This window comes from Fontimonas sp. FW305-C-3 (assembly GCF_058783185.1).
Map to the genome: position 1 here is coordinate 392,970 of NZ_JBYSYK010000004.1, position 21,112 is coordinate 414,081.

Sequence of the window (21,112 nt, forward strand, 5' to 3'; positions counted from 1 at the left end):
CTCAAGCCTCGAAACCAATGGATGCTTCGCCGATGCCGGCAAGCGTCATGTGAAAGCGGTCGCCGGCCAGCGCCGGCAGCAGCGGCGCCAATGAGCCGGACAGGATCATCTCGCCCTTCAGGAACGGAATGCCGTAACGGCCCAGCGTATTGGCGAGCCAGGCGACGGCGGTCGCCGGATGGCCCTGCACCGCGGCGCCGAGGCCCGAGGCGACATGCGCGCCGTTCTTCGTGATGTCCATCTTCACCGCGGCGAGATCGAGGTCATAGGCGCGCGCACGATCGTTGCCGATGACGAACACGCCGCAGGAGGCGTTGTCCGCCACCGTATCTTGGATCTTGATCTTCCAGTCGGTGATGCGCGAATCGACGATCTCGAAGCACGGCGCGACGTAGTCGGTCGCATCCAGCACCTGGTCCTCGGTCACGCCCGGTCCCTTCAGATCCTTCTTCAGCACGAAGGCAATCTCGCCCTCGGCGCGCGGCTGGATCAAACCACCCTTGCGGATGCTGACGACCGCGCCGTTCTTGACGTGCATCCGGTCGGTCAGAAAACCGAAGTCCGGCTGGTGCACGCCGAGCATGTCCTGCACCGGCTTGCTCGTCACGCCGATCTTCTTGCCGACGATGGTCTCGCCTTCCTTCGTGCGCCGCGCAAGAAAGCGCAGCGAAATCTTGTAGGCGTCCTCGATGTCGATCGCGCTCTCGCGCGAGGTCAGCGGCGCCAGCGTGGTCTGCGTGCGCAGCGCCTGGAACAGCTCGTCGCCGAGCGCCTCGATGCGGGCGGGGGCGAGCGCCATCAGCCGTGCTCCAGGAAATCGAGCACGGTGCGGTTGAACAGCTCGCGGTGTTCGATCATCACCCAGTGGCCGCAGTTCGGTACCAGCACCATGCGGCCGTTCTTCAGGCCCTTGCCGAGGCGCAGGATGCCGCTGTCCGGCATCATCTGTTCGTTGAGACCCCACAGCGTCAGCGCCGGGCAACTGATCTCGCCGAGACGTTCGACCATGTTCGGCACTTTGAGCGTCTTGATCGCCTGCGGGCTCTGCGTCTTCGCCAGCTCAAAACGCTCGCGGACCAGCTCGTCGGTGACCGCCTTGGCATCGACGACGAAGGCGCTGATGAAGAAGTCCTTGAGCTGCGCTTCGGTGACCGGCGTGCCGGCGCCGTACAGCGCGAACATCTTCGCCATGCCGGGCATCGCCAGATAGTCCGGCAGGTCGTTGAGGCCGCCCGGCGCCATCAGCACCAGCCGCTCGGTCGCCTGCGGGTGCGCGAGCGCGAAACCCAGCGCTACGGCACCGCCCAGGGAATTGCCGACCAGCGTGCAGCGCGCAATCTTCAGCGCGTCAAGCATCTGCTTGACGCAGGCGATGAACAGGTCGAGGTGGTATTCGACGTCGCCGGGCTTGTCGGAATAACCGAAGCCGATCAGATCCGGCGTGATGACGCGGTAGCCGGCCTGCACCAGCGCCGGGATGTTGCCCTTGAAGTTCGAATAGCCGCAGGCGCCGTTACCGGAGCCGTGTAGGAACACGACGACCGGACGGTTGCCGTCGCCGCCGAGGCTCTCGTCGCGGTAGTGGATGCGATAGCCGTTGGCGAGCGTCGCGTACTGTCCTTCGGGAACGGGGCGTGCGGTCATGGGGGCGGGATTGGCAGGCGCGGAAATGCCGCGCAGACGGGCTTGAATGCGTGGTGACGATGGTCGTCAAATGGCCCTGCGGATGCTTCATCCTTTTGGACTACGGGTCCAGAGGGTCAATGCCCTAGCATGCGCCTGGTAAAAACCTGGGGAGTTCTGACGTGGCGTCTCGCGTGGTTCTGGTGACCGGTGGTGCGAAAGGTGTCGGTGCGGGCATTGCCCGCCGTTTTCTCGCGGAGGACGCGACCGTCGTGGTCTGCGGCCGCGAGACCCCGGCCGAACTGCCATCCGTTGACGGGCGCAGTGCCGAGTTCATCGCCGCCGACGTGCGCGATGCCGCAGCGCGCGACGCGCTGTTCGCCGCGATCCAGCAGCGCCATGGCCGCCTCGACGTGCTGGTCAACAACGCCGGCGGTGCGCCGTACGCGATGGCCGACAAGGCCTCGCCGCGCTTCCACGAATCCATCATCGCGCTGAACCTGCTGGCGCCGCTGCATCTGGCGCAGAAGGCCAACGCAGTGATGCAGCAGCAGGCCGGCGGCGGCGTCATCGTATTCGTCGCCAGCGTTAGCGCGCTGCGCCCCTCGCCGGGCACGGCGGCCTACGGCGCGGCCAAGGCGGCAACGCTGAGCCTGACGCAATCGCTCGCCGTGGAATGGGCGCCGAAGGTCCGCGTCGTCGCGGTCAGCCCGGGCATGGTGCGCACCGAGCAGTCCGAACTGCATTACGGCGACGAGGCCGGCATTGCCGCGGTGTCGAAGACCGTGCCGCTCGGGCGCATGGCCTCGCCGGAGGACATCGGCGACGCCTGCGTCTGGCTGGCATCGCCGGCGGCTGCCTATGTCGCGGGGACCAACCTCGTCGTGCACGGCGGCGGCGAGCGTCCGGCATTCCTCGACGCAGCCACGGTCAACGCAACAAGCGGCAAAAGCTGAAGATTCCGACGCCGTCGGGCAAGCTGGCGCAGCATCGGTGGGAGGAAGGTGGCATGGGGTCAGTTCGAATACAGGGAGCGGCGCTGATAGCGGCCGCGTTGGCGCTCGCCGCCTGCGGCAGCAGCGATCCGGTCGGCAACGACGGTGGCGGGCCGGGCGCGAATGCGCAGTGCCTCAACAACAGCGCGTTGCGCAATCCCTACTTCGGCGATCTTCATGTCCACACCAAGTATTCGCTGGACGCGAATACGCAGGGCACGGTCAATGGTCCGCACGAGGCGTACCGATTTGCGATGGGCGAACGTCTCGGCATCCAGCCCTACAACGAGAACGGCGAGCCGCTGCGTACGACGCAGATCGGCCGGCCGCTGGATTTCGCGGCGGTCACCGATCACGCTGAGCTGTTCGGTGAAACCGAGATCTGCACCAATCCGGATTACATTGGCTACTACGCGCCGGAATGCATTCTCTACCGCAGCTTCCCTGAGCAGTCCTTCCTGATCTTCAATCTGGCCGCCGTCGGCCTGCCGGAGCTGCCGCAGTTCCCGGTGCCGCCGGGCATCCCGCTGGTGTCGGATCTGCCGATCGTCGGTGCCAACGGCAAGATCCCGCGCCTGCCGTACTGCGGCGTCGACGGCCAGCTTTGCCTCGAGGCCGCGGCAACGCCCTGGCAGGACATCCAGGCCGCGGCCGCCGCCTACAACGACAGCAGCGAGAACTGCCGCTTCACGACCTTCGTCGGTTACGAATGGACCGGCGCGCCGATGGCGAACAACCTGCATCGCAACGTGCTGTTCCGCAGCGACGTCGTGCCGGCGATCCCGCCGGCGTTCCAGGAATACCCGCGCCCCGAGCTGCTGTGGCAGGCGCTCGACGAGCAATGCGCGCAGGTCGAAGGCTGCGATTACCTGACGATCCCGCACAACTCGAACCTGTCGGGCGGTCTGATGTTCGAGGCCAAGGACCGCTTCAACAACGACTACACGCGCGAGTTTGCGCAGCAGCGCCAGGATAACGAGCCGCTGGCCGAGATTTACCAGCACAAGGGTCAGTCCGAGTGCCTGGCTTCGATCGGAGCCGGCGCCAACGACGAGCTCTGCGGCTTTGAGCTGCTGCCGTACCGCAACTTCCTCGGCAGCCAGATCAGTCCGGCGGTCAGCGGCGCGCCACTGGAGCAGGACTACCTGCGCTCGGCGCTGAAGGAAGGCCTGCGCCTGGAGCAGACGCTGGGTGCCAATCCGTTCAAGTACGGTTTCGTCGGCAGTTCCGATACGCATCTCGGCACGCCGGGACGCACTTCGGAAATCGAGTATCCGGGTCACGGCGGTGCGGGTGGCGGCGCGCAGGAAGAAGGCGCGGCTGCGCTGACCGATCTGGTCGAGAACAGCCCCGGCGGTCTCGCCGTGCTGTGGGCCGAAGAGAACACGCGCGATTCGCTGTTCGCCGCGATGCGCCGGCGCGAGGCCTATGCAACCAGCGGCACGCGTCCGGTCGTGCGCTTCTTCGGCGGCTGGAATCTGCCGGCCAACCAGTGCGCGCAGGGCAACTTCGCCGCCACCGGCTATGCGCAGGGCGTGGCGATGGGTGGCGATCTGCCGCCGCCGGCATCGGCGGCGCCGCGCTTCGCGGTGTCGGCGCTGCGCGATCCCGGCGTCGCCAGCGATCCGGCCGAGCCGCTGCAGCGCATCCAGATCATCAAGGGCTGGGTTGGCGTTGACGGCAGCACGCACGAACAGGTCTACGAAGTCGCGGGCAATCCGGACAACGGCGCGAGCGTGAACCTCGACACCTGCGAAACCTCGGGCCAGGGTTTTGCCAGCCTCTGCGCGGTCTGGCAGGACCCCGACTTCGATCCGGCGGAGTCCGCGTTCTATTACGCGCGCGTCATCGACAATCCGAGCTGCCGCTGGTCGACACGCCAGTGCCTCGCCGCCGCGGTCGATTGCAGCAATCCGGACAACGTGCCGGAAGCGCTCGCTGCGTGTTGCGATGCGAACGTGCCGAAGACCATCCAGGAACGCGCCTGGACGTCGCCGATCTGGTACCGGCCCAATGACTAAGGCCAATTTCACAAGTAGCCTGGATGCAATCCGGGGGCTGCAGCCTGCTGCTCGACGTGATTCCCGGATTGCATCCGGGCTACTTCGCCGCACATGAATCGCCTGCTGCGATTGCCTTTGCTGCATTTCATGCTGCTGGGCGGACTGCTACTGTTTGTCGAGCAGCGGTTCATGGGCGACGTGGACGAGGCGCCTGCGACAATCGGTATCGGTGCTGGCGACATCGCGCAGCTCGGCAAGGACTGGCAGAGCGAAACCGGCGTCGCGCCGAATCCGCTGCAGCTCAAGGCCAGCATCGAGCGTCATATCGACGACGAACTGCTGATGGCCGAAGCGCTGCGTCTCGATCTTGATCAGACCGATCCGGTCGCGCGTTCTCGTCTGCTGCAGAACCTGCGTTTCGCTTTTCCGCAGCGCCGCGCCAGCGATGCCAGTCTGCTGCACGAGGCGCGCGAGCTCGGCATGAGCCGGCGCGATCTGATCGTGCGGCGGCGTCTCATCCAGGTGATGGAGCGCCGTCTGGCTGCGAACGTGGCATACGACGAGCAGGCTTTCAGTGAGTATCTGCGACAGCACGCGCAGCGCTACGGCCAGCCGGAGCGCACGGCATTCCGGCAGATCTATTTCGCCAGCGCGACACCGGCCGAGCGGCCGGACGGCGAGACTGCCGCCGCGATCGAGCGGGTGCGCAAGCAACTGAGCGACGGCAGCGCTGAAGACACTGCCGCTCTCGGCGATGTTTTCCTGCACGGCCAGGAATTTCCGCCACTGACGGCGGATGAGATCACCCAGCGCTTTGGCGCGGAGTTCGCGTCGGCACTGCAGGCGCAGGCCGGACAAGGCTGGATCGGTCCGCTGCGCTCGAGCTACGGCTGGCACCTGGTCGAGATTCGCGAGCGCATCGCGGCGCAGGCCGTGGCGAACGAGCCATTGCGCCAGCAGGCACTGCGCGCCTGGATCGCGACCCAGCAGCCGCAGGTACTGCGCGCGCAGCTGCAGATCCTGCGCGCGCGTTACAGCGTGCAGCTGCCTGCGGAATACGCGCAGCTGGCCGCCGGCGGTGACGCATGAAGCTTCCGCGTTGGCTGTGTGCGGTCGTGCTGTTGCTGCAGCTGCTGCCGGCGCAGGCGCATCCGCTCGCGCCGGCGCTGCTCGATCTGCGCGAAACCGGCGCCGCCAGTTACGACGTGCACTGGCGCACCTCGCTGCTCCGCGTACGCGGTGGCGAGCTGCTGCCCGTCTGGCCGCAGGACTGTGCCGCGCAGCAGCAGGGCGAGCCGCAGTACTTCAATGATGAGGCGGCGGTCGAACAGCGCTGGTCGCTGCGCTGCGACCGCGATCTGGTTGGCCGCACGCTGCGCTTCAAGGGTCTGGATCAAGGCGGCATCAACGTGATCTTCCAGCTGCGTCGCGCCGACGGCAGCAGTGCGCAGGCGTTGCTCGGCGCCGGCGATGTCGAGTTCAGCGTGCCGCAGGCGCAGCTGCAGCCGCCGGTGTTCGCGCATTACTTGACGCTGGGGATCGAGCATCTCGTGTTCGGATTCGATCACGTGCTGTTCGTGCTCGGCCTGTTGTTGCTTGTGCGCCGGACCTCGACACTGCTGCTGACGATCACGGCCTTCACGGTCGGGCACAGCTTCACGCTGGCACTCGCCGCGCTGGGGCTGGTGCGCGTCAACCCAGCGCTGACCGAGCTGGCGATTGCCATCAGCATCCTCGTGCTGGCGCTGAATGTCGTTCGGCCGCCGCAGGCATCGCCGACGCTGCTGTCGCGCTGGCCGGCGTTGATCGCCGCTGGCTTCGGGCTGCTGCATGGACTCGGTTTCGCCGGCGCACTGGCGGGCATCGGCTTGCCGCAGAGCGATATTCCCCTGGCGCTGCTGGCCTTCAATCTCGGCATCGAAGCCGGGCAGTTGATGCTGATCGCGCTGGCGCTTGTCTTGGCCGCGCTATGGCGGATGGCGGCAAGTCCTGCGTTCAACAATCCGGCGCTGGTGCGCGTGGTGCCGGCGTACGTCATGGGCACGCTCGCCGCCTATTGGTGCCTGCAGCGCGCGATCGCGGTGTGGGCATGAAGCTGCGGATACTTCCCTGGTTCGCCAGCGCAGCGGCAGTGCTCGGTCTCGCCGCGCTGGCCTGGTTCGTGATCTGCGAACGGGTGCAGTCCAGCAAGCCGAATGCCGCTGTGCTCGGGTCGCGCGAAGCCTGCACCGATTACAGCGGTCTGCCGCCGGCCTGGCGCGAGGATGCAAAGGCCGGCATGCAGTGGATCGCCGCGGGCGAGGTCGAGTTCGGCAGCGAGCGCGGCTACATGGACGAGCGGCCATTGCGTCCGACGGCGGTGCAGGGCTTCTGGATCGATCGCACTGAAGTCACCAACGTGCAGTTCGCCAGCTTTGTGCAGGCCAGCGGTTATGTGACGAGCGCCGAGCGGGGTGGTGGCGCGGCGGTGTTCCGCGAGCCGCCGGCGGATGCGCCGGTCAGCGGCCCCGCCGATTGGTGGCAGTTGTCGACCGATGCGAACTGGCGCCAGCCGGAAGGCGCGGGCAGCAGCGAGCATGCGCAGGAGCCGGTTGTCGACATCAGCTACGCGGATGCGCTGGCCTATGCGCAATGGCTGGGCCGCGATCTGCCGAGCGAAGTCGAGTGGGAGTTTGCCGCCAAGGCCGGCCGCGACAACGCGACGGCCGATGCGGCGCTGCGCGACGCGCAACGTAAGCCGCAGGCGAACTTCTGGCAGGGGTTGTTTCCGTATCAGGACGAAGTCGAGGACGGCTACAAGGGCCGCGCGCCGGTCGGCTGTTTCGCCGCCAACCCCAATGGGCTTTACGACATGGTCGGCAATGTCTGGGAATGGACGCGCGACGCCTATGTCCCCGCGGCCGGCGAGGCGCCAGCGGCTGTGCGGCGGCAGGTCATCAAGGGCGGTTCCTACCTGTGCGCCGCGAATTACTGCGAGCGTGCCCGCGCATCGTCGCGCCAGGGGCAGGAGGCCGATCTGCCGACATCGCACCTGGGCTTCCGCACCGTACTGAGACCCTGAACAGCAGGAACCAGTTGGCAGTCCGCCCGCCCCGACCTACTGTATTCGGAGCACGCAGCACATCGGACATCCCGGGAAACTGTCCGCAGACCGTGGGACGATCGGCCGGGCGCCGGCGCACAAAAAGGGGAGCAAGCGTGAACAACAGCAAGAAGTGGCTGGCGGTTGTGGGTGCTGGCCTGGCGCTGGCATCGGCAGGCACCGCGCAAGCGGTCGAAAACGCCAAGACGGTGCTGGAGTGCCTCGACGCCAACGTGCCGCAGAACATGCGCATCCAAGACATCGAACTCATCGCCAGCCGAGCCGACAATCCGGAGACGACGACCTTGCGCGGCAAGGTCTATGTGCTGCGCGAGAAATCTCCTGAGGGTGTGTCGAGCGTCCGCGCGACCTTGCGCATTGCCTCGCCCGAGTATCTGGCGGGCGCTTCGTATCTGGTCCGTCAGTCCGAGTCGCCCGGTCAGGACGGCATGTACGTGTTCCTGCCTTCGGTCAAGCGCGTGCGCCGCATCAGCGGCGAGTTCTCCGACGGCCCGCTGCTTGGCACCAACATCAGCTACTACGACTTCAAGCAGATGCAGCATGCGGTCGGCGATGCCAACGCGGCCCGCGAGCGCGACGACAAGCTGCAGGACCGTCCGGTTTACGTGATGACCTATACGCCGACCGGCGCGGCGGGCACCCAGTACAGCCTGGTGCGCCTGTGGATCGATCAGAAAACCTGCGTGCCGCTGCAGGTCGAGTTCATGGAGAACGGCAAGCTGCGCAAGCGCTTGAGCGGCGATGCCGAAGCGCTGCGCCAGTCCGGCGATCACTGGTACCTGTCCGCGCTGCAGCTGGAAGATCTGAAGGACAAGAGCACGACGCAGATCCGCCTGGTCACCGCTGAGCCGGGGCCGGAACTGCCGGCGCGCCTGTTCAATCCGAAGAGCTTCTATCTGGGCAACTGATCGACCAGTCGGACCCCGCGCTGCAACCGTCCCGTAACGCGGACGCGGCAGTCTGCGGGGATGCTGCGTCTCATCGTGCCGATGGCTGTTGCGGTCCTGCTCGCCGGTTGCGGCGGCAGCGGCTCGTCCGCGGGCGAACCGGCCCCGACCCCAACGCCCGCGCCGACACCGCCGACGGCCGATGCCGGCCCTTGGGCGCTCGATCTGGCGCGAGGAGAGATGCTCTACAACCAGCTGTGCGTCAGCTGCCACCAGGCCAATGGTGCTGGCGGTTACGGTCCGGCGCTCACCAATACCGCCAGCTGTCCGCCCTGCGAGGATTTCAGCACGCTGTGGGAGCGCATCGACGAAGCGATGCCGCTGCGCAATCCTGAGGAATGCGTCGACGACTGCGCGCGCGATATCGCGGCCTGGATCATCAACGGCTTCTCGACCGTGCCGAGCTGCACCGTCGATTTCCGCTACGACAGCATCGCCGGCGATGCCTTTTCCGCAACGGTGAGGATCGCCAATCTCAGCGACCGGGTGGTGCCGGTCTGGCGTCTCGGCTTCACGCTGGACGAGGGGCAGCGCATCACTGCTGCCACGACGGTGACGGTGGCGCCGGACAGCGGCGCCGTGGTCGTCAGACCGCAGGCCGGCGACCTGCAGATTGCCAGCGCCAGCGAGCGGAATTTCACCCTCGAAGGCCGCCATGCCGGGATGCTCAGTGTCCCGGCCGACCTGCGCCTGGAAGCGCCGCCCTGCTTCACGGCCACCCCCGGGTCCTGACCCCGTTCTGGTCGTTAACTGACCACCGATCAGGGGCTTGCGTCCGCTTGTTGATGCCAGGGCGCGCTGCCGTTCAGGCTGGGGACGATTCCCTGCAATAAAAGTGGCTGACAGTTGCCATCCAAGGCTGTCAGAAAGGCTGCCCGCGCCCCGCTTTCCAGGCGCCCTGCCGCCGCGTGTGGTCCATTCAGAGCCCGTCCTTGCCGTTGGCTTGCGGGTATGTCCCTTGCGGGCGCATTCGTCGTCGACGGGTCCCCGCTGCCGAAGGCCCGACTGGAGAATCGAGTATGGTCGTTGAACTCGTCCGGAGTCGCAGTAGAGAGCCCAAGGTCAATCAGGACCTGATCTCGATGCTGCGGGAAGTGCTGAGAATGGCTGAGGCCGGCGAACTGCAGGCTGCCGCAGTTGCCTACGTGCATGCCGACGCCCCCATGATCTGTTACGAAGCCGATGGTCACGAGGCGGCCATCGCCTGTGCGGCGCGGCAGGTCGAGGAGGAGATGCGCAGCGTCATCTTCGACGATGCTGATACAGCCTGAGTTGGTGCCGGACTTCTTCGCTGATCCGGCCCGAAACGGTCGCCGGAGATCAAGCATCGACAGGGAGCGAGGTGCAGCTGGCTCCCTGTCGCCCGCAGCGGTATAACTCAGCAGCGATCGACTTGGGGACGCTGCATGAAGCTAGGTACAGGGATTGCCATCTTCATCATCGGGCTGGCGCCACAGGTTGTCAGCGCCATTGAGCCCGGCTCCCGGGTCGGCGCCCCCGAGCCATTGCTGGCCGACAGCACGCGCCAGATGCTGTGGCCGGAGGTCGCCATTTCCGCTGGTGGCGATACGGCGGTGGTCTGGAGGGAGTATCCGCGCGATGGCGGCGTGGCCGCTGCACAGGCGTATCTCAGGTTCTACCGGGCCAACGGCGCGCCGTTCGGAGAGCCGCTGACGCTCAATCGAGTCGAGCCTGGCGTAGGGACATCGAAGGTCGGCGTCGGGATCGACGATGCTGGCATTGCAACCGCAGCGTGGCTGGAAGCGCTTCCCGGTGATTCTTCGTCGCGGATCCGTTATGTCCGATACTCCAAGAGCGGCACGCGGCTGGGTGCGGTCGGCAGTCTTGATGTCGGCGCCGAAAGCATTGGTACGCCGGAAGTCGCAGTGTCGGCGAGCGGGCAGGCACTGATCGTCTGGGCCGAGACGTTTGCGGGGCGTATACGTGCAATCCGGCTCGATGCCGGGGCGACAGTTGCCGCCGCTCCTTTCGATGTGTTTGCGCCGGCCGCCGATGAGTCCCTCAGCTTCCTGGCTGTCGCGACGAACCGACAGGGGAATTCAGTCGTTGCATGGCAGACCGCTGGCAAGGTGAGAGCCAGAACCGTGAGCGGCGGCAATGTCCTGGGCACCATCAGGAGAGTCGACGAAACGGCGGTGCCGGCGACAGCATTGGTCGACACTGCGATTGATGCCTCCGGTCAGTTCACGGTCGTCTGGTCTGGTGAGCCGCTGAATCAGGTTGTGCGCCGACGCTTCGACAGCAGCGGCAACGCTATGGAAGGCGAGGTCACGATCTACAACGGGCCGTCCGGAAGGCCCAGCATTGCCGTCGATGAAGATGGCGACACGGTTATCGCCTGGATGCAGAGCAACCGGCCCGTCATCGTGGCGCAGTATTTCAAGGCGGACGGCCAAAGCAGCTCCGATCCGATCATGCTGTCCGACAACGTAGCGGGGGACTTCGTCTCGGAAGAGCCCAAGGTGGCAGTCGATTCCGACGGGGATCCGGTCGTTGTGTGGCAGAAGATCCGGCTTGATGGTGGGGGCGGAGAGCGCGTGGGTCTCCTGCAGCGACTGGCCGGCATCGAAGACGTGGATGTCCAGATTTCGATAACCGATAACCAGACCGAGGCGGCGGCGCAGACCGAGGCGTCCTATCAGCTCACGGTCAGGAACGCACATCCGGCGACCGCCGGGCGCGGACTGGGCCAGGCCGCCGGGGTCGTCGTCGCTTTCGAGCTGCCGGCTAACCATGTTCTTTCGGGCGTCACTGCGCCGGGCTGGAACTGCAACGGCGCGATCTGCCGCAGTGTTGAACCCTTGCCGGCCGGCGCGGAGCGCCAGCTGAGCTTCAAGCTGGACCGACCGGATCGCCAGTGCGACGAAGCCGATGCGACGGTCCTGGCCACGAGTTTTCAGGCAGATGCGAGTTCCGCAAACGACAGCGCCTCCGATTCCACGCTGGTCGCAAAGCCGGGACTCATCGAGTTCTCACCGATCACGCCGCCCATTCTGGAATCGGATGCTGCGCCGATGGTTGCGATCGTCCGGACCCAGGGTTGCCTCGGCGGTGTCTCCGCCAGCTTTGCAGTCGAGAGCCAGACTGCAGAGTCCGGCGTCGATTTCTCCGTCGGCGAGAGCGTCGTGTTTGCCAGCGGCCAGGAGATCATCATGCTGCCGCTGTCGATCGTCGACGATGACTTGAAGGAAGACCTGGAAACTTTTGCTGTGACGATCTCCTCCGTGTCCGCGGGGGGCTCGATCGGCTTCTTCAATCGCAAGACGATCCAGATCAAGGACAACGATGGCGGTGGCGGCGGCGGGGCTCTGTCGCCCATGCTGCTCTGGCTGCTGACCGTGCTGGCGCTGGCCAGGCGCAGCGGCCCTCGATCCTGACCGCCCCGCTTTCGGTCCAGTCGTCCCAACGGATGATGCTCCACCCGGCGTCGCACCCGGAGAATGCGACGACACAGACATGAGGGGACGATGATGACGCAGGCAGCTTTTCCGAAGGGCGCGACGCTGGTGTTCGGCGGCAGCGGAGGCATCGGCCAGGAAGTCGCGAAGAGCTTCGGCAAGGCCGGCTCCGACGTTGCGATCGTCTATCGCTCGAAGAAGGACGTTGCCGACAAGGTGGCCGGCGAGATTGCGTCCGGCGGCCGCAAGGCGACGGTCCACGCTGCCGATGTGCGCGAGTCCGCACAGGTTGCCGAAGCCGTGAAGGCGGCGATCGCCGCGCACGGCCGCATCCACACCGTCGTCTGGGCTGCCGGCCCGGTCGTCGAGCAGGTGCACCTGGCCGATACCTCGGAACAGTTGTGGCGCCAGTCCGTCGACATCGAGGTCCACGGCTTCTTCAACGCGATGAAGGCGACGATCCCGCATCTGCGCGAGCAGGGCGGCGGCTCCTACGTGCACCTCGGCTCCGCCGGGCATGCCTGGTGGCCGGCGAAGGATGGTTTGTCGGTCGCACCCAAGGCGGCGAACGAGGGCCTGATCCAGGGCATCGCCAAGGAAGAGGGCAAGTACAACATCCGCGCCAACTCGATCCTTGTCGGCGTCATCGAAGCCGGCATGTTCCTCGAGCTGATCAAGCGCGGCGTGTTCGACCAGGCCTGGACCGACGAGACGCAGAAGCTGCTGTGCATCAAGCGCTGGGGCAAGCCCGAGGAAATCGGCAGCGCGGCGGTGTTCCTCGCCACCAACGGCTACGTCACCGGACAGCAGATCAATGTGTCCGGCGGTTTTGGCATCTGAGCGGATCGAACCAACATGACCCTGCGCCTTGAAGACATCGAGCTGATCAAGCAGCTCAAGTACGCCTACTGCCGCTGCATCGACACGGCCAACATCGCCGAGCTGAAGACACTGTTCACCGAAGACGCCAGCGTGCGTTACGAAGGCGGCAGCTATCTGTTCGAAGCCGAAGGCCGCGACAAGATCCTGCAGGCGCTGGAATACGCATTCCACGCCGAGGCCATCGCGTTCCATCACGTCAATCATCCGGAAATCACCGTCACCTCGGACACCGAGGCGACCGGCGTCTGGTATCTGAAGGACTGGTTCTGCGATCTGCGCAACAAGATCTACACCGACGGCTCGTCGCTGTACCGCGACACCTACGTCAAGCAGAACGGCAAATGGCTGATCAAGCGCGCGACCTACACGCGCGTGTTCGAGATCGTCACGCCGTTCACCGAGCCGCCCAACATCACCGCCCACTACCTCGCCAAGCACGGCAAGCAGCTGCCGCCGGCGGCCTGAGTCAACGACGGTTCAGGCGCGTTCGACGGCGGGCGGCTAGGATGGGCCCCCGCCGTCGAAAAACGTTCATCCCATGCGCGCACTCGTTCTTGTTCTTGCGATTGGTCTCAGTGCCTGTCATCAGGCGAAGCTCGCCAATCTTCCCGCCGAGCTTGACGCCTATCTGCAGGCGCTGTCCGCCGTAGAGAAGGCCGATGCACCGGTCTCGCTGGAACCCTTGCTGGCCGCCGCCGGCGCTGCGCAGGACAAGCTGATGGAGATCCAGCCCAACAGCGACCAGGCCTGGCAGGAAACCCTCAGCGACGAAGATTACGCGACGCTGCGCAAGCAGCTGCGCGGACTGCAGCTGTCGCGCGGTCACGACGTCTATGCCCAGCCCGATGGCAAGTTCCTGAACGCATTGGCGCAAGCGCATGGCCGCAACGAAGACCAGGCGTTCTTCGAGCTCTATGCGCGGCTTTGGAGCGCCGAGCTGATGCCGCAGTACCTGAGCCTCGGTTCCGGGCAGTCGCCCTGCGTACGCTTCGGCGACAACATCGTCGCACCCTTGTATCGCGAGTGGTGGGCGTACTGGACCGCGAATGCGCCGAACTATGCGGACTTCACGACGCAGGTGCTGCGCGATCTGGAAGAAGTCGTCGAACTGGGCACCTGCGCCTGCGGCGATGTCGACAGCGTGCGCAAGGAGTTGGGTGAATTCACCGCGGCCTTTCCGCATTCACCGGCGGCAGCAAAGGCAACGCAGCGGCTTGCGGAACTGAATCGCAACGACGTCGATCATTACGTGCATTGCCGCTGAGGGTTTTGTCAGGAGGTTGTTTCGATTTCCTGATTGTCTAGGGTAGTGCAATCGCAGTTACGCGATCGCAGCATCCCATCAAAAGCTCTCTATTGTCGGGTGTAATTCCAATGATGCTGAAATCCTGACCGTCGAATGGCAGTGTTGCCGTCCGCGGGAAGCGGCCATCGGCGGGTGTTGCAGTCAAATCATAAATCTCCAGCGATGGATTGAGTCGCCCGTTGTAGCTCTCGAAAGTCAGGATTAGCTGGTCGCCGTCCGGCGTGAGTAGCGCATCGACATACGAGTTTGGCCGTGGATCCACAATGCCGAGCAGGTTGGCGTCTCCGGAGCGAATCTCGACATGCCCATCGCTATGGCTGGGTTCGCCGATCAGGGCCCAACGGTCACCGAACCGGTCGCCCAAGATCTTCGTGATGCTCGTCTGGACGTTGGGAAGAAACAGCGTACGTGCCCGACTCAGGGCATCGACACGATAGATGTTGCTGCCTTCCGAAATCGGTGCGTAGTGCAGGAGCACATTGCCAGTAGCGCTGGGCGCCAGGGCGAGCTCAGGTGCATCTTCGTGGATGGGTTTTACTGAACGGTAAATCTCGTCGTAGCGAAGCAACGCCGCATCTGCCGGGACCCAGTAGGAGCCGTCATGCGCGCCTGCGGCGCCATTGAAGAGCAGTGTTGCAGACATCGACAAATTCAGCGGAGTCGATGAACGGACGGCCAGCGTTTCCGGGTCGATGCTGACGATCTGACGGTCAGCGCTGAGTGCAAGAATCTCGCTGCCTGACTGGCTCAGCGCCGCATCGATAAAGCCATCAAACCTAGTGCCAGACTGTTGGGAAATCCAACCGGACGGAGTCAGGCGCACCGCCTGGATGGGGCCTTCCTCCAAGGAGGGGAAGCGGTATAGCGCCTGGCGCGTCGCGTCGTAGACCCACGGTATGAGTGGAGGTGATATGTCGAGCGCCGGACTCTGTCCGGCTGCGACGAAGTTTGCCGACGTGACTGCCACAATGCTGGCGATGCTTGCGATCCGACGCCCGTTCGCACTCAGTGCAACCGGGTGCCTGCCTGCGCCGAGTGGCGGGTAGCTGATGCGCAGTTGCCTTCTGATCCCACCTTCGACTGCAATGCGGGTGGCCGGAATATCGCCCAGCAGCACAGCGTCGATCTCTCCAATTTCGTTCAGACGCTCGCCGCTCAGAATCAGATCGCCGGCGCGATCTGCAGCGATGGCATGAGGTGCCGCAACATTGACGATCGAGCGATCCACGACGATTTTTAGAGGTACCGAGATTGACGAAACACCTGGAGTGGTCGAGCTGATCAGCACGGCGCCCTGGTAGGTGCCGTTGGACAGCGAGCGCAATGCCTCAGGACTTATCGTCAGCGATACCGTGTTTGCGCTGTTCGTGTCCCCGGATGCTCGTGTGAGCGTGACCCATGGCAGGCCTTCCACGGCAGCGCGCCAGTCCGCTTGGCGCGCGGCGACGCGCGAACGAACGGTGGTCTCGAATGAAATTGCGCCGTAGGCATTGGCATTTGTTACCGATATCGGGCCGGCCAAGCTTGCTTCCAGCAATGGCAGCACCGTATAGCTCACCGGTAGGGCGCGCTGCTCCGAGCCGGCAGTGATTGTCAGCGCCGCTTCGTGCTGTCCGACCGGCTGCGAGGCGACGTGTACAACGGTTTCAGCCGGTGTCGTGCTCCCCGTAGCAGGTGTTGTCGTCATCCAGTCGCGAGAAGATTGGATGCCCCAGGCTTGCGAGCCAGCGTAATGCGAAAAACTCAGTGCGCCAGCATCGCGGGCTTCTCCTTCTACGACTGTGAGCGCCACCGATTCGCGATTGACGGGAATGCCGACGGTGTACGTCACTGCGATCTGCGCGGGGCTGCCTTCGTACTGTTGATTGCAGGAGCTGTCGACGCAGGCAGTGACAACAATCGTGTCTTTGTAGGTGCCGTGGCCGAGCGAAGTTCCAGGGCGCATCTGAACGGCACTGCTGCCGGTGTTGCCCGAAATAGTAGGTGAACCGACCGCCGCAATGCCTAAATCCGTGTGCTGGATGAACAGAAACAGCGAGCCGGGATTGCCGCTCAGACGGCCTGTGATCGTGGCCTGCGGCGAGCTTCCGTCGTTCGCGGAACTGCCCAAGCTCAACTCGCTCACGTTGAGCGTCAGTCTTGGGCCGGAACTGCCACCGCCACCGCCGCATCCACACAGCATTGCCGCGGCGCAGGTCACTGCGCCTAGAATCCTGAAGTTCATTGTCCCACCCTCGTTCGGCCAGGTGCGCTCTTAGCAGATGACCATGGAGGTCATCAGGCCATCATCGCAGCTGACGGCAGTGCAACAAGCTACGCCTGGCTCCTAGCCCAGCGACAGCACGCTGTTCAGCATCAGACGCACCAGCATCGTCTGCCGGGTGACACCGGTCTTGCAGAAGATTGAACGCAGGTGCGTGCGTGCGGTGTTGCGCCGCACGTTCATCTGCTCGGCAGCTTCGTCGAGCGTCAGGCCTTCGGCGAGCAGCAGGGCGAGCTGGGCTTCCATGCGGGTCAGGCCGAACAGGCGGCGCACGAGTTCCTGCGACGGCTGGGCGGCGTTGGATTCCGGATCGCGCAGGAACACGACGACGGCCGGACGCTGCTTGCTCTCCGACCACTGGCCCATCGGGATCGCGCGCACCAGCACGCCGATCTTGGCGCGGCCGGACGGGCGCGAGACGGAGATCGCCTCGATGACGGCGGGACCGTCTTCCGTGTCTTCGACCGGCGCGGCGCCGTTCTCGCTGTGCGCGGCGCGGATCATGCGCTGCAGGTCGCGGCTTTCGTGGCTGCTGTCGACGCATAGCGTGTTGCCGGACAGCCAGATGCCGTCCTTCTCGTTGAGGATGCGGCGCGCTTCCTGATTGGTTTCGATGATCGTGCCGTCCTGCGCGATGCTGATCATGCCGAGCAGCATGCGGTTGACGGTACCGGCGAACAGCTGGCGTTCGCACTCGAGGAAATCCAGGCGCGCATGCAGCTGGATCGAGCGCTTGAGATGCGGCAGCAGGAAGCGCACCGCGGCCTTGTCGTCGGCCGAGAAGGCGCCGGCGCTGTGCGAGCGCGTCACGCGCAGGCGGCATTCGATGCCTTCCTTGGTGTTGATGTCGGCGCCGAGCAGGTGGCGGATGTCGAGCGGCTTGAGATAGTCGAGGTAGACCGCGCTCTGCAGCCACTGGCGGCCGATCAGTTCCTCGGCGGTGACGACGTCGCCTTCGGGCAGGCGCACGAACGGGTCCATCGCGAAGTACTGGGTTTCATAGGACTCGCGGCCCTGCGTCGTGACCGCGCCGGTGTTGATCATGACGCCGGCGCTGTCGTTCGACGGCGGGCGCAGCATCAGGGTGACGTGAGCCGCCTTGAGGTAGTCGCGCATCATCTGCAGCGCCGTATTCCACGGCGGCGATTCCATCGGACCTTCGTAGATGGCGCCCAGCAGGCGGTCCATCTGCTCCAATTCCAGCGTTGATGCGGCTTCCTTTCGGGTAGCTGCCATCGGGTCTCTCCCGCCCGTGTCACGGGCGCGCGCACTGCTGATGTTTGAAACTTTGGCGGTGGTGGCCATTGTTCTCTCTCCTCTGCGCCATGCCTGCGGCAGGGTGCATGGCCCTGGCTCGCGGCGGATTGAACCGGTGACGGGCTTGGGGCGCGTGTATCAATAGGAGGATACGCTCACGCCGTCAAGCAGAAATACGCCTTAAAAGCCCGAATTCCTTCGGACTTTTGGCGTTTATAAGTTGGCGGACAGCGGAGAAGGGGTGCTGGCTTCCGGGCTGGCACGCGTGAACGGGACAGTAACCTCGCCGCCCAGGCCTCGTATCGTCCGGATGGGGGAGTCTGGGGTGCGACGCCTCGCCGATGATCCGGGACCATTCCTCATTCCAGTTCACGGGCGCCCAAGATGACCGACGAAGCGAAAATGAAAGCGACGATGCAGGCTTATATCGACCTGTTCAACAAAGCAGATCCTGCCGGCATCGCCGACCTTTACGCCGACAACGCGACCGTCGAAGACCCGGTCGGCAGCCCGCTCAAGACCGGCAAGGCGGAAATCGCCGCGTTCTACAAGATGGCCGTCGCCACGGGCGCGCGGCTGGAACTGGCGGCGCCGATCCGCGCCTCGCACGGCAATGCCTCGGCAATGGCCTTCAACGTCCGCCTCAACATGCCGCAGGGTAAGGCGCATATCCAGGTCATCGACGTCTTCACCTATGACGACGCCGGCAAGGTCAGCTCGATGAAGGCGTACTGGGGCAAGTCGGACATGGTGCTCGAATCGTGAGTGCTGTCGATCTGCAGCGACTCGCCGACCGGATCGAGCTCAACGATCTGGTCGTGCGCTACGCCAATGCGATCGACACGCGCAATTTCGAACGCCTCGACACGGTGTTCACGCCGGACGCCTACATCGACTATCGCGCGATGGGCGGTATCGACGGCCCGTATCCAGCCGTCAAGGCCTGGCTGCCGCAGGCGCTCGGGCATTTCCCCGGTTTCATGCACATGACCGGCAACGCCGAGTTCGAGATCGACGGCGATCGCGCAACGGGGCGCATCGCCTGCTTCAATCCGATGGTCGTGCCGCAGCCGGATAGCGGCACGGATACGATGTTCCTCGGCCTCTGGTATCTCGACGAGTACGTCCGCACCGCCGATGGCTGGCGCATGAGCCGGCGCTCCGAGGAGAAGTGCTACGAGTTCAACATGCCTGAGTGGATGAAGAAGGCACTGAAGAAGTAGCCGGGGAGCGCCCATGTCAGCAACGCGGCTGTACTACGGCTGGTGGATCGTCGCCGCCGGTTTCATCTGCACGATGCTGGCGATCGGCAGCACGACGTATTCGTTCGGCCTGTTCGTCGCGCCGCTGTCGCAGGAATTCGGCCTGTCGCGGGCCGACGCCAACGGCGGCTTCATCTTCCTGCTCGTCGGCTTCGCGGTCTGGGGGCCGGTGATCGGGCGTCTGATGGACCGCCTGCCGGCGCGGCTCGTGATGATCGGCGGCGGCGTGCTGTTCGCGCTCGGCGCGCTGGCACTGTCGCAACTGCAGTCGCCGATGATGATGGGCCTCGCCGTGCTCGGCCCGATCTCGCTCGGCACCGTGGCCTGCGGCGCGCTCGCCGCGAACACGCTGACCGCGCGCTGGTTCAGCGCTCATCGCGGCCGGGCGATGGGCCTGCTCGCGATCGCCACCTCGGCCGGCGGTTTCGTGCTGCCGCCGCTCGCGGCACTGTTGATGGAGCAGCTCGGCTGGCGCGGTGCGATCGCCGCGCTCGGCATCATCGTGCTGGTCATCGTGGTGCTCAGCGTCGGCCTGATCGTGCGCGATCGGCCGGCCGATCTGGGCCTGCTGCCCGACGGCCTGCCGGCATCGCCGACGGCCACCGCCGCCGCCCGCGACGGGCAGAGCTGGACGCTGCCGCAGCTGCTCGGAACGCCGAACTTCTGGTTGATCGCGCTCGGCACCGGCATCCTGCTTGCGGCCGATCAGGCTTTGCTGGCGTCGATGATTCCCTACGGTGTCGACGCTGGCTTCGGTGCGCAGAAGGCGGCCCTGCTGGTGTCGTGCCTGACGTTCTCGGCGATCTTCGGCAAGTTCGTCATCGGCATGCTGGCCGACCGTATCGACAAGCGCTGGCTGTTCTGCGCCGTTGCGGCCTGCAACCTGAGCTTTCTCGTCGTGCTGATGAGCAGCCCCAGCTTCGCGACGCTGATGATTGCCTGCAGCATCATCGGCCTGGCGATCGGCGGGACCTATCCCTTGTGGATGACGCTGACCGCGGACTGCTTCGGCTCGAAGTCCTTCGGCGTCGTCATGGGCACGATGAACTTCGTCGTCATGCCGTTCTCGATCATCGCGATCCGCTTCATCGGTGAGGTCTTCGACCGCACCGGCAGCTACGACTTCGCGTTCCAGGTGTTCTTCGGCACCGCCTTTGTCGCCGCGGCGCTGATCGTCATGGTGCGGGTGCCGCAGCTCAAGACGTAGCCATCTTCAGGCCGACCAGCGCCAGCACGATCGTGATCGCGGTGCGCACGACCTGTTCCGGCGCGCGCATCGCGAGCAGCGAGCCGATGACGATGCCGGGAATCGAACCGATCAGCAGGTTGCCGAGCAAGCCGCCGTCGACATTGCCCATGATCAGGTGGCCGGTGCCGGCGAGAATCGTCAGCGGAATCGCGTGGACGATATCGGTGCCGACCAGCGCCAGCGGCGTCAGCCGCCGCGGATAGAGATACAGCAGCATGACCGCGCCCAGCGCGCCGGCGCCGATCGACGTGAAGGTCACGAGGAAGCCGAGGATCGCGCCGCCGAGCACGGTCAGCGCCGGCTGCGCTGCCTTGAACGCCTGCGGCTTGTTGCCGCGCAGGCTCTCGCCGAACGCATGAATGCGCGCGCGCGACAGCGCGGCGATCGAAGTCAGGATCAGGGTGATGCCGAGCGTCTGCATCATGACCTTGCTGTGCGTCTGGCTGGCGCCGGTCTCGTGCAGCCAGAACAGCGTCGCCAGCGACGCCGGCAGGCTGCCCATGAACAGGCGCCGCAGAATCTGCCAGTCGATCGTGCCCTTCTTGCCGTGAATCCAGCCGCCGAAGATCTTGGTGATCGCGGCGAACCACAGGTCGGTGCCCACGGCCGTGTGCGGCGCAACGCCGAAGATCAGGATCATGATCGGCGCCATCAGCGAGCCGCCGCCGACGCCGGTCAGGCCAACGATGATGCCGACGCCGAAGCCGGCGACGATGTTCAGAAGCGTGATGGTCATTCGAAGGCGCGCGTGAAGGCCCGGGGCCGGAAGCCCCTCATCCGTCGCGAGGTGGTCTGAGGGCCGG

Annotated in this window: 20 protein-coding genes; 15 read left to right on the forward strand and 5 right to left on the reverse strand. The window is 65.2% G+C overall.

The annotated features are described in order from the left end of the window. Nucleotide 1 precedes the first annotated feature (1 nt). Together AC3WUF_RS17155 and AC3WUF_RS17160 are read right to left on the reverse strand one after the other, a co-directional pair. Nucleotides 2-799, reverse strand: coding sequence for a fumarylacetoacetate hydrolase family protein (locus AC3WUF_RS17155; RefSeq protein ID WP_492427833.1), 798 nt, complete (start codon nucleotides 797-799; stop codon nucleotides 2-4). After that, nucleotides 799-1,644 (reverse strand): alpha/beta fold hydrolase, encoded by an 846-nt coding sequence (locus AC3WUF_RS17160; RefSeq protein WP_492427835.1) that lies wholly within the window; start codon nucleotides 1,642-1,644, stop codon nucleotides 799-801. The genes AC3WUF_RS17155 and AC3WUF_RS17160 overlap by 1 nt, the downstream gene beginning before the upstream one ends. 161 nt (nucleotides 1,645-1,805) lie before the next feature. Here AC3WUF_RS17160 and AC3WUF_RS17165 point away from each other — a divergent pair, with 161 nt between their 5' ends. The 12 genes from AC3WUF_RS17165 to AC3WUF_RS17220 all read left to right on the forward strand — a co-directional run bounded on the left by AC3WUF_RS17165 (nucleotide 1,806) and on the right by AC3WUF_RS17220 (nucleotide 14,236). Continuing rightward, on the forward strand, nucleotides 1,806-2,579 hold the full coding sequence (locus AC3WUF_RS17165) for an SDR family oxidoreductase (protein WP_492427837.1): 774 nt from the start codon (nucleotides 1,806-1,808) through the stop codon (nucleotides 2,577-2,579). A 53-nt stretch (nucleotides 2,580-2,632) separates the two neighbouring features. Continuing rightward, the gene (locus tag AC3WUF_RS17170) at nucleotides 2,633-4,639 is read left to right on the forward strand and encodes a DUF3604 domain-containing protein (RefSeq protein WP_492427839.1); all 2,007 of its coding nucleotides are present in this window, start codon (nucleotides 2,633-2,635) and stop codon (nucleotides 4,637-4,639) included. Between the two features lie 93 nt (nucleotides 4,640-4,732). Beyond that, nucleotides 4,733-5,710, forward strand: a complete 978-nt coding sequence (locus AC3WUF_RS17175; protein WP_492427841.1) for a peptidyl-prolyl cis-trans isomerase — start codon at nucleotides 4,733-4,735, stop codon at nucleotides 5,708-5,710. Next, nucleotides 5,707-6,714: a HupE/UreJ family protein gene (locus AC3WUF_RS17180; protein ID WP_492427843.1), complete on the forward strand. Its 1,008-nt coding sequence runs from the start codon at nucleotides 5,707-5,709 to the stop codon at nucleotides 6,712-6,714. The genes AC3WUF_RS17175 and AC3WUF_RS17180 overlap by 4 nt, the downstream gene beginning before the upstream one ends. Next, nucleotides 6,711-7,682 carry a formylglycine-generating enzyme family protein gene (locus AC3WUF_RS17185; RefSeq protein WP_492427845.1) on the forward strand — a complete coding sequence of 324 codons (972 nt, stop codon included), beginning with the start codon at nucleotides 6,711-6,713 and terminating at the stop codon, nucleotides 7,680-7,682. Before AC3WUF_RS17180 ends, AC3WUF_RS17185 begins: the two co-directional genes overlap by 4 nt. A 137-nt stretch (nucleotides 7,683-7,819) precedes the next feature. Further along, nucleotides 7,820-8,632, forward strand: coding sequence for an outer membrane lipoprotein-sorting protein (locus AC3WUF_RS17190; RefSeq protein ID WP_492427847.1), 813 nt, complete (start codon nucleotides 7,820-7,822; stop codon nucleotides 8,630-8,632). A gap of 60 nt (nucleotides 8,633-8,692) precedes the next feature. Next, nucleotides 8,693-9,403 carry a c-type cytochrome gene (locus AC3WUF_RS17195; RefSeq protein WP_492427849.1) on the forward strand — a complete coding sequence of 237 codons (711 nt, stop codon included), beginning with the start codon at nucleotides 8,693-8,695 and terminating at the stop codon, nucleotides 9,401-9,403. A 287-nt stretch (nucleotides 9,404-9,690) separates the two neighbouring features. Next, the gene (locus AC3WUF_RS17200; RefSeq protein WP_492427851.1) at nucleotides 9,691-9,942 is read left to right on the forward strand and encodes a hypothetical protein; all 252 of its coding nucleotides are present in this window, start codon (nucleotides 9,691-9,693) and stop codon (nucleotides 9,940-9,942) included. Nucleotides 9,943-10,077: 135 nt separating this feature from the next. Beyond that, the gene (locus AC3WUF_RS17205; RefSeq protein ID WP_492427853.1) at nucleotides 10,078-12,069 is read left to right on the forward strand and encodes a Calx-beta domain-containing protein; all 1,992 of its coding nucleotides are present in this window, start codon (nucleotides 10,078-10,080) and stop codon (nucleotides 12,067-12,069) included. Between the two features lie 93 nt (nucleotides 12,070-12,162). Further along, entirely contained in the window at nucleotides 12,163-12,930 is a 768-nt protein-coding gene (locus AC3WUF_RS17210; RefSeq protein WP_492427855.1) for an SDR family NAD(P)-dependent oxidoreductase, read from the forward strand. A 15-nt stretch (nucleotides 12,931-12,945) separates the two neighbouring features. Continuing rightward, complete coding sequence (locus AC3WUF_RS17215) at nucleotides 12,946-13,437, forward strand: nuclear transport factor 2 family protein (RefSeq protein WP_492427857.1); 492 nt, start codon at nucleotides 12,946-12,948, stop codon at nucleotides 13,435-13,437. A 73-nt stretch (nucleotides 13,438-13,510) separates the two neighbouring features. Beyond that, the gene (locus AC3WUF_RS17220) at nucleotides 13,511-14,236 is read left to right on the forward strand and encodes a hypothetical protein (RefSeq protein ID WP_492427859.1); all 726 of its coding nucleotides are present in this window, start codon (nucleotides 13,511-13,513) and stop codon (nucleotides 14,234-14,236) included. A 37-nt stretch (nucleotides 14,237-14,273) separates the two neighbouring features. Here AC3WUF_RS17220 and AC3WUF_RS17225 read toward each other — a convergent pair whose 3' ends face one another. Continuing rightward, nucleotides 14,274-16,502 (reverse strand): BACON domain-containing protein, encoded by a 2,229-nt coding sequence (locus AC3WUF_RS17225; RefSeq protein WP_492427861.1) that lies wholly within the window; start codon nucleotides 16,500-16,502, stop codon nucleotides 14,274-14,276. Nucleotides 16,503-16,604: 102 nt separating this feature from the next. Beyond that, on the reverse strand, nucleotides 16,605-17,777 hold the full coding sequence (locus AC3WUF_RS17230; RefSeq protein WP_492427863.1) for a helix-turn-helix transcriptional regulator: 1,173 nt from the start codon (nucleotides 17,775-17,777) through the stop codon (nucleotides 16,605-16,607). Nucleotides 17,778-18,200: 423 nt separating this feature from the next. Between AC3WUF_RS17230 and AC3WUF_RS17235 the strand changes: the two genes are divergently transcribed. From AC3WUF_RS17235 to AC3WUF_RS17245, 3 genes are read left to right on the forward strand one after another with little or no spacing between them, the layout of a single operon-like run. Beyond that, on the forward strand, nucleotides 18,201-18,563 hold the full coding sequence (locus AC3WUF_RS17235; RefSeq protein WP_492427865.1) for a nuclear transport factor 2 family protein: 363 nt from the start codon (nucleotides 18,201-18,203) through the stop codon (nucleotides 18,561-18,563). Beyond that, a complete protein-coding gene (locus tag AC3WUF_RS17240) occupies nucleotides 18,560-19,021 on the forward strand; it encodes a nuclear transport factor 2 family protein (protein ID WP_492427867.1) in 462 nt (153 codons plus the stop codon). The genes AC3WUF_RS17235 and AC3WUF_RS17240 overlap by 4 nt, the downstream gene beginning before the upstream one ends. A gap of 13 nt (nucleotides 19,022-19,034) precedes the next feature. After that, a complete protein-coding gene (locus AC3WUF_RS17245) occupies nucleotides 19,035-20,267 on the forward strand; it encodes an MFS transporter (RefSeq protein WP_492427869.1) in 1,233 nt (410 codons plus the stop codon). On the opposite strand, the gene AC3WUF_RS17250 is transcribed toward AC3WUF_RS17245, so the two are convergent. Beyond that, nucleotides 20,257-21,045, reverse strand: a complete 789-nt coding sequence (locus AC3WUF_RS17250; protein ID WP_492427871.1) for a sulfite exporter TauE/SafE family protein — start codon at nucleotides 21,043-21,045, stop codon at nucleotides 20,257-20,259. The genes AC3WUF_RS17245 and AC3WUF_RS17250 overlap by 11 nt on opposite strands. Between the last annotated feature and the right edge of the window lie 67 nt (nucleotides 21,046-21,112).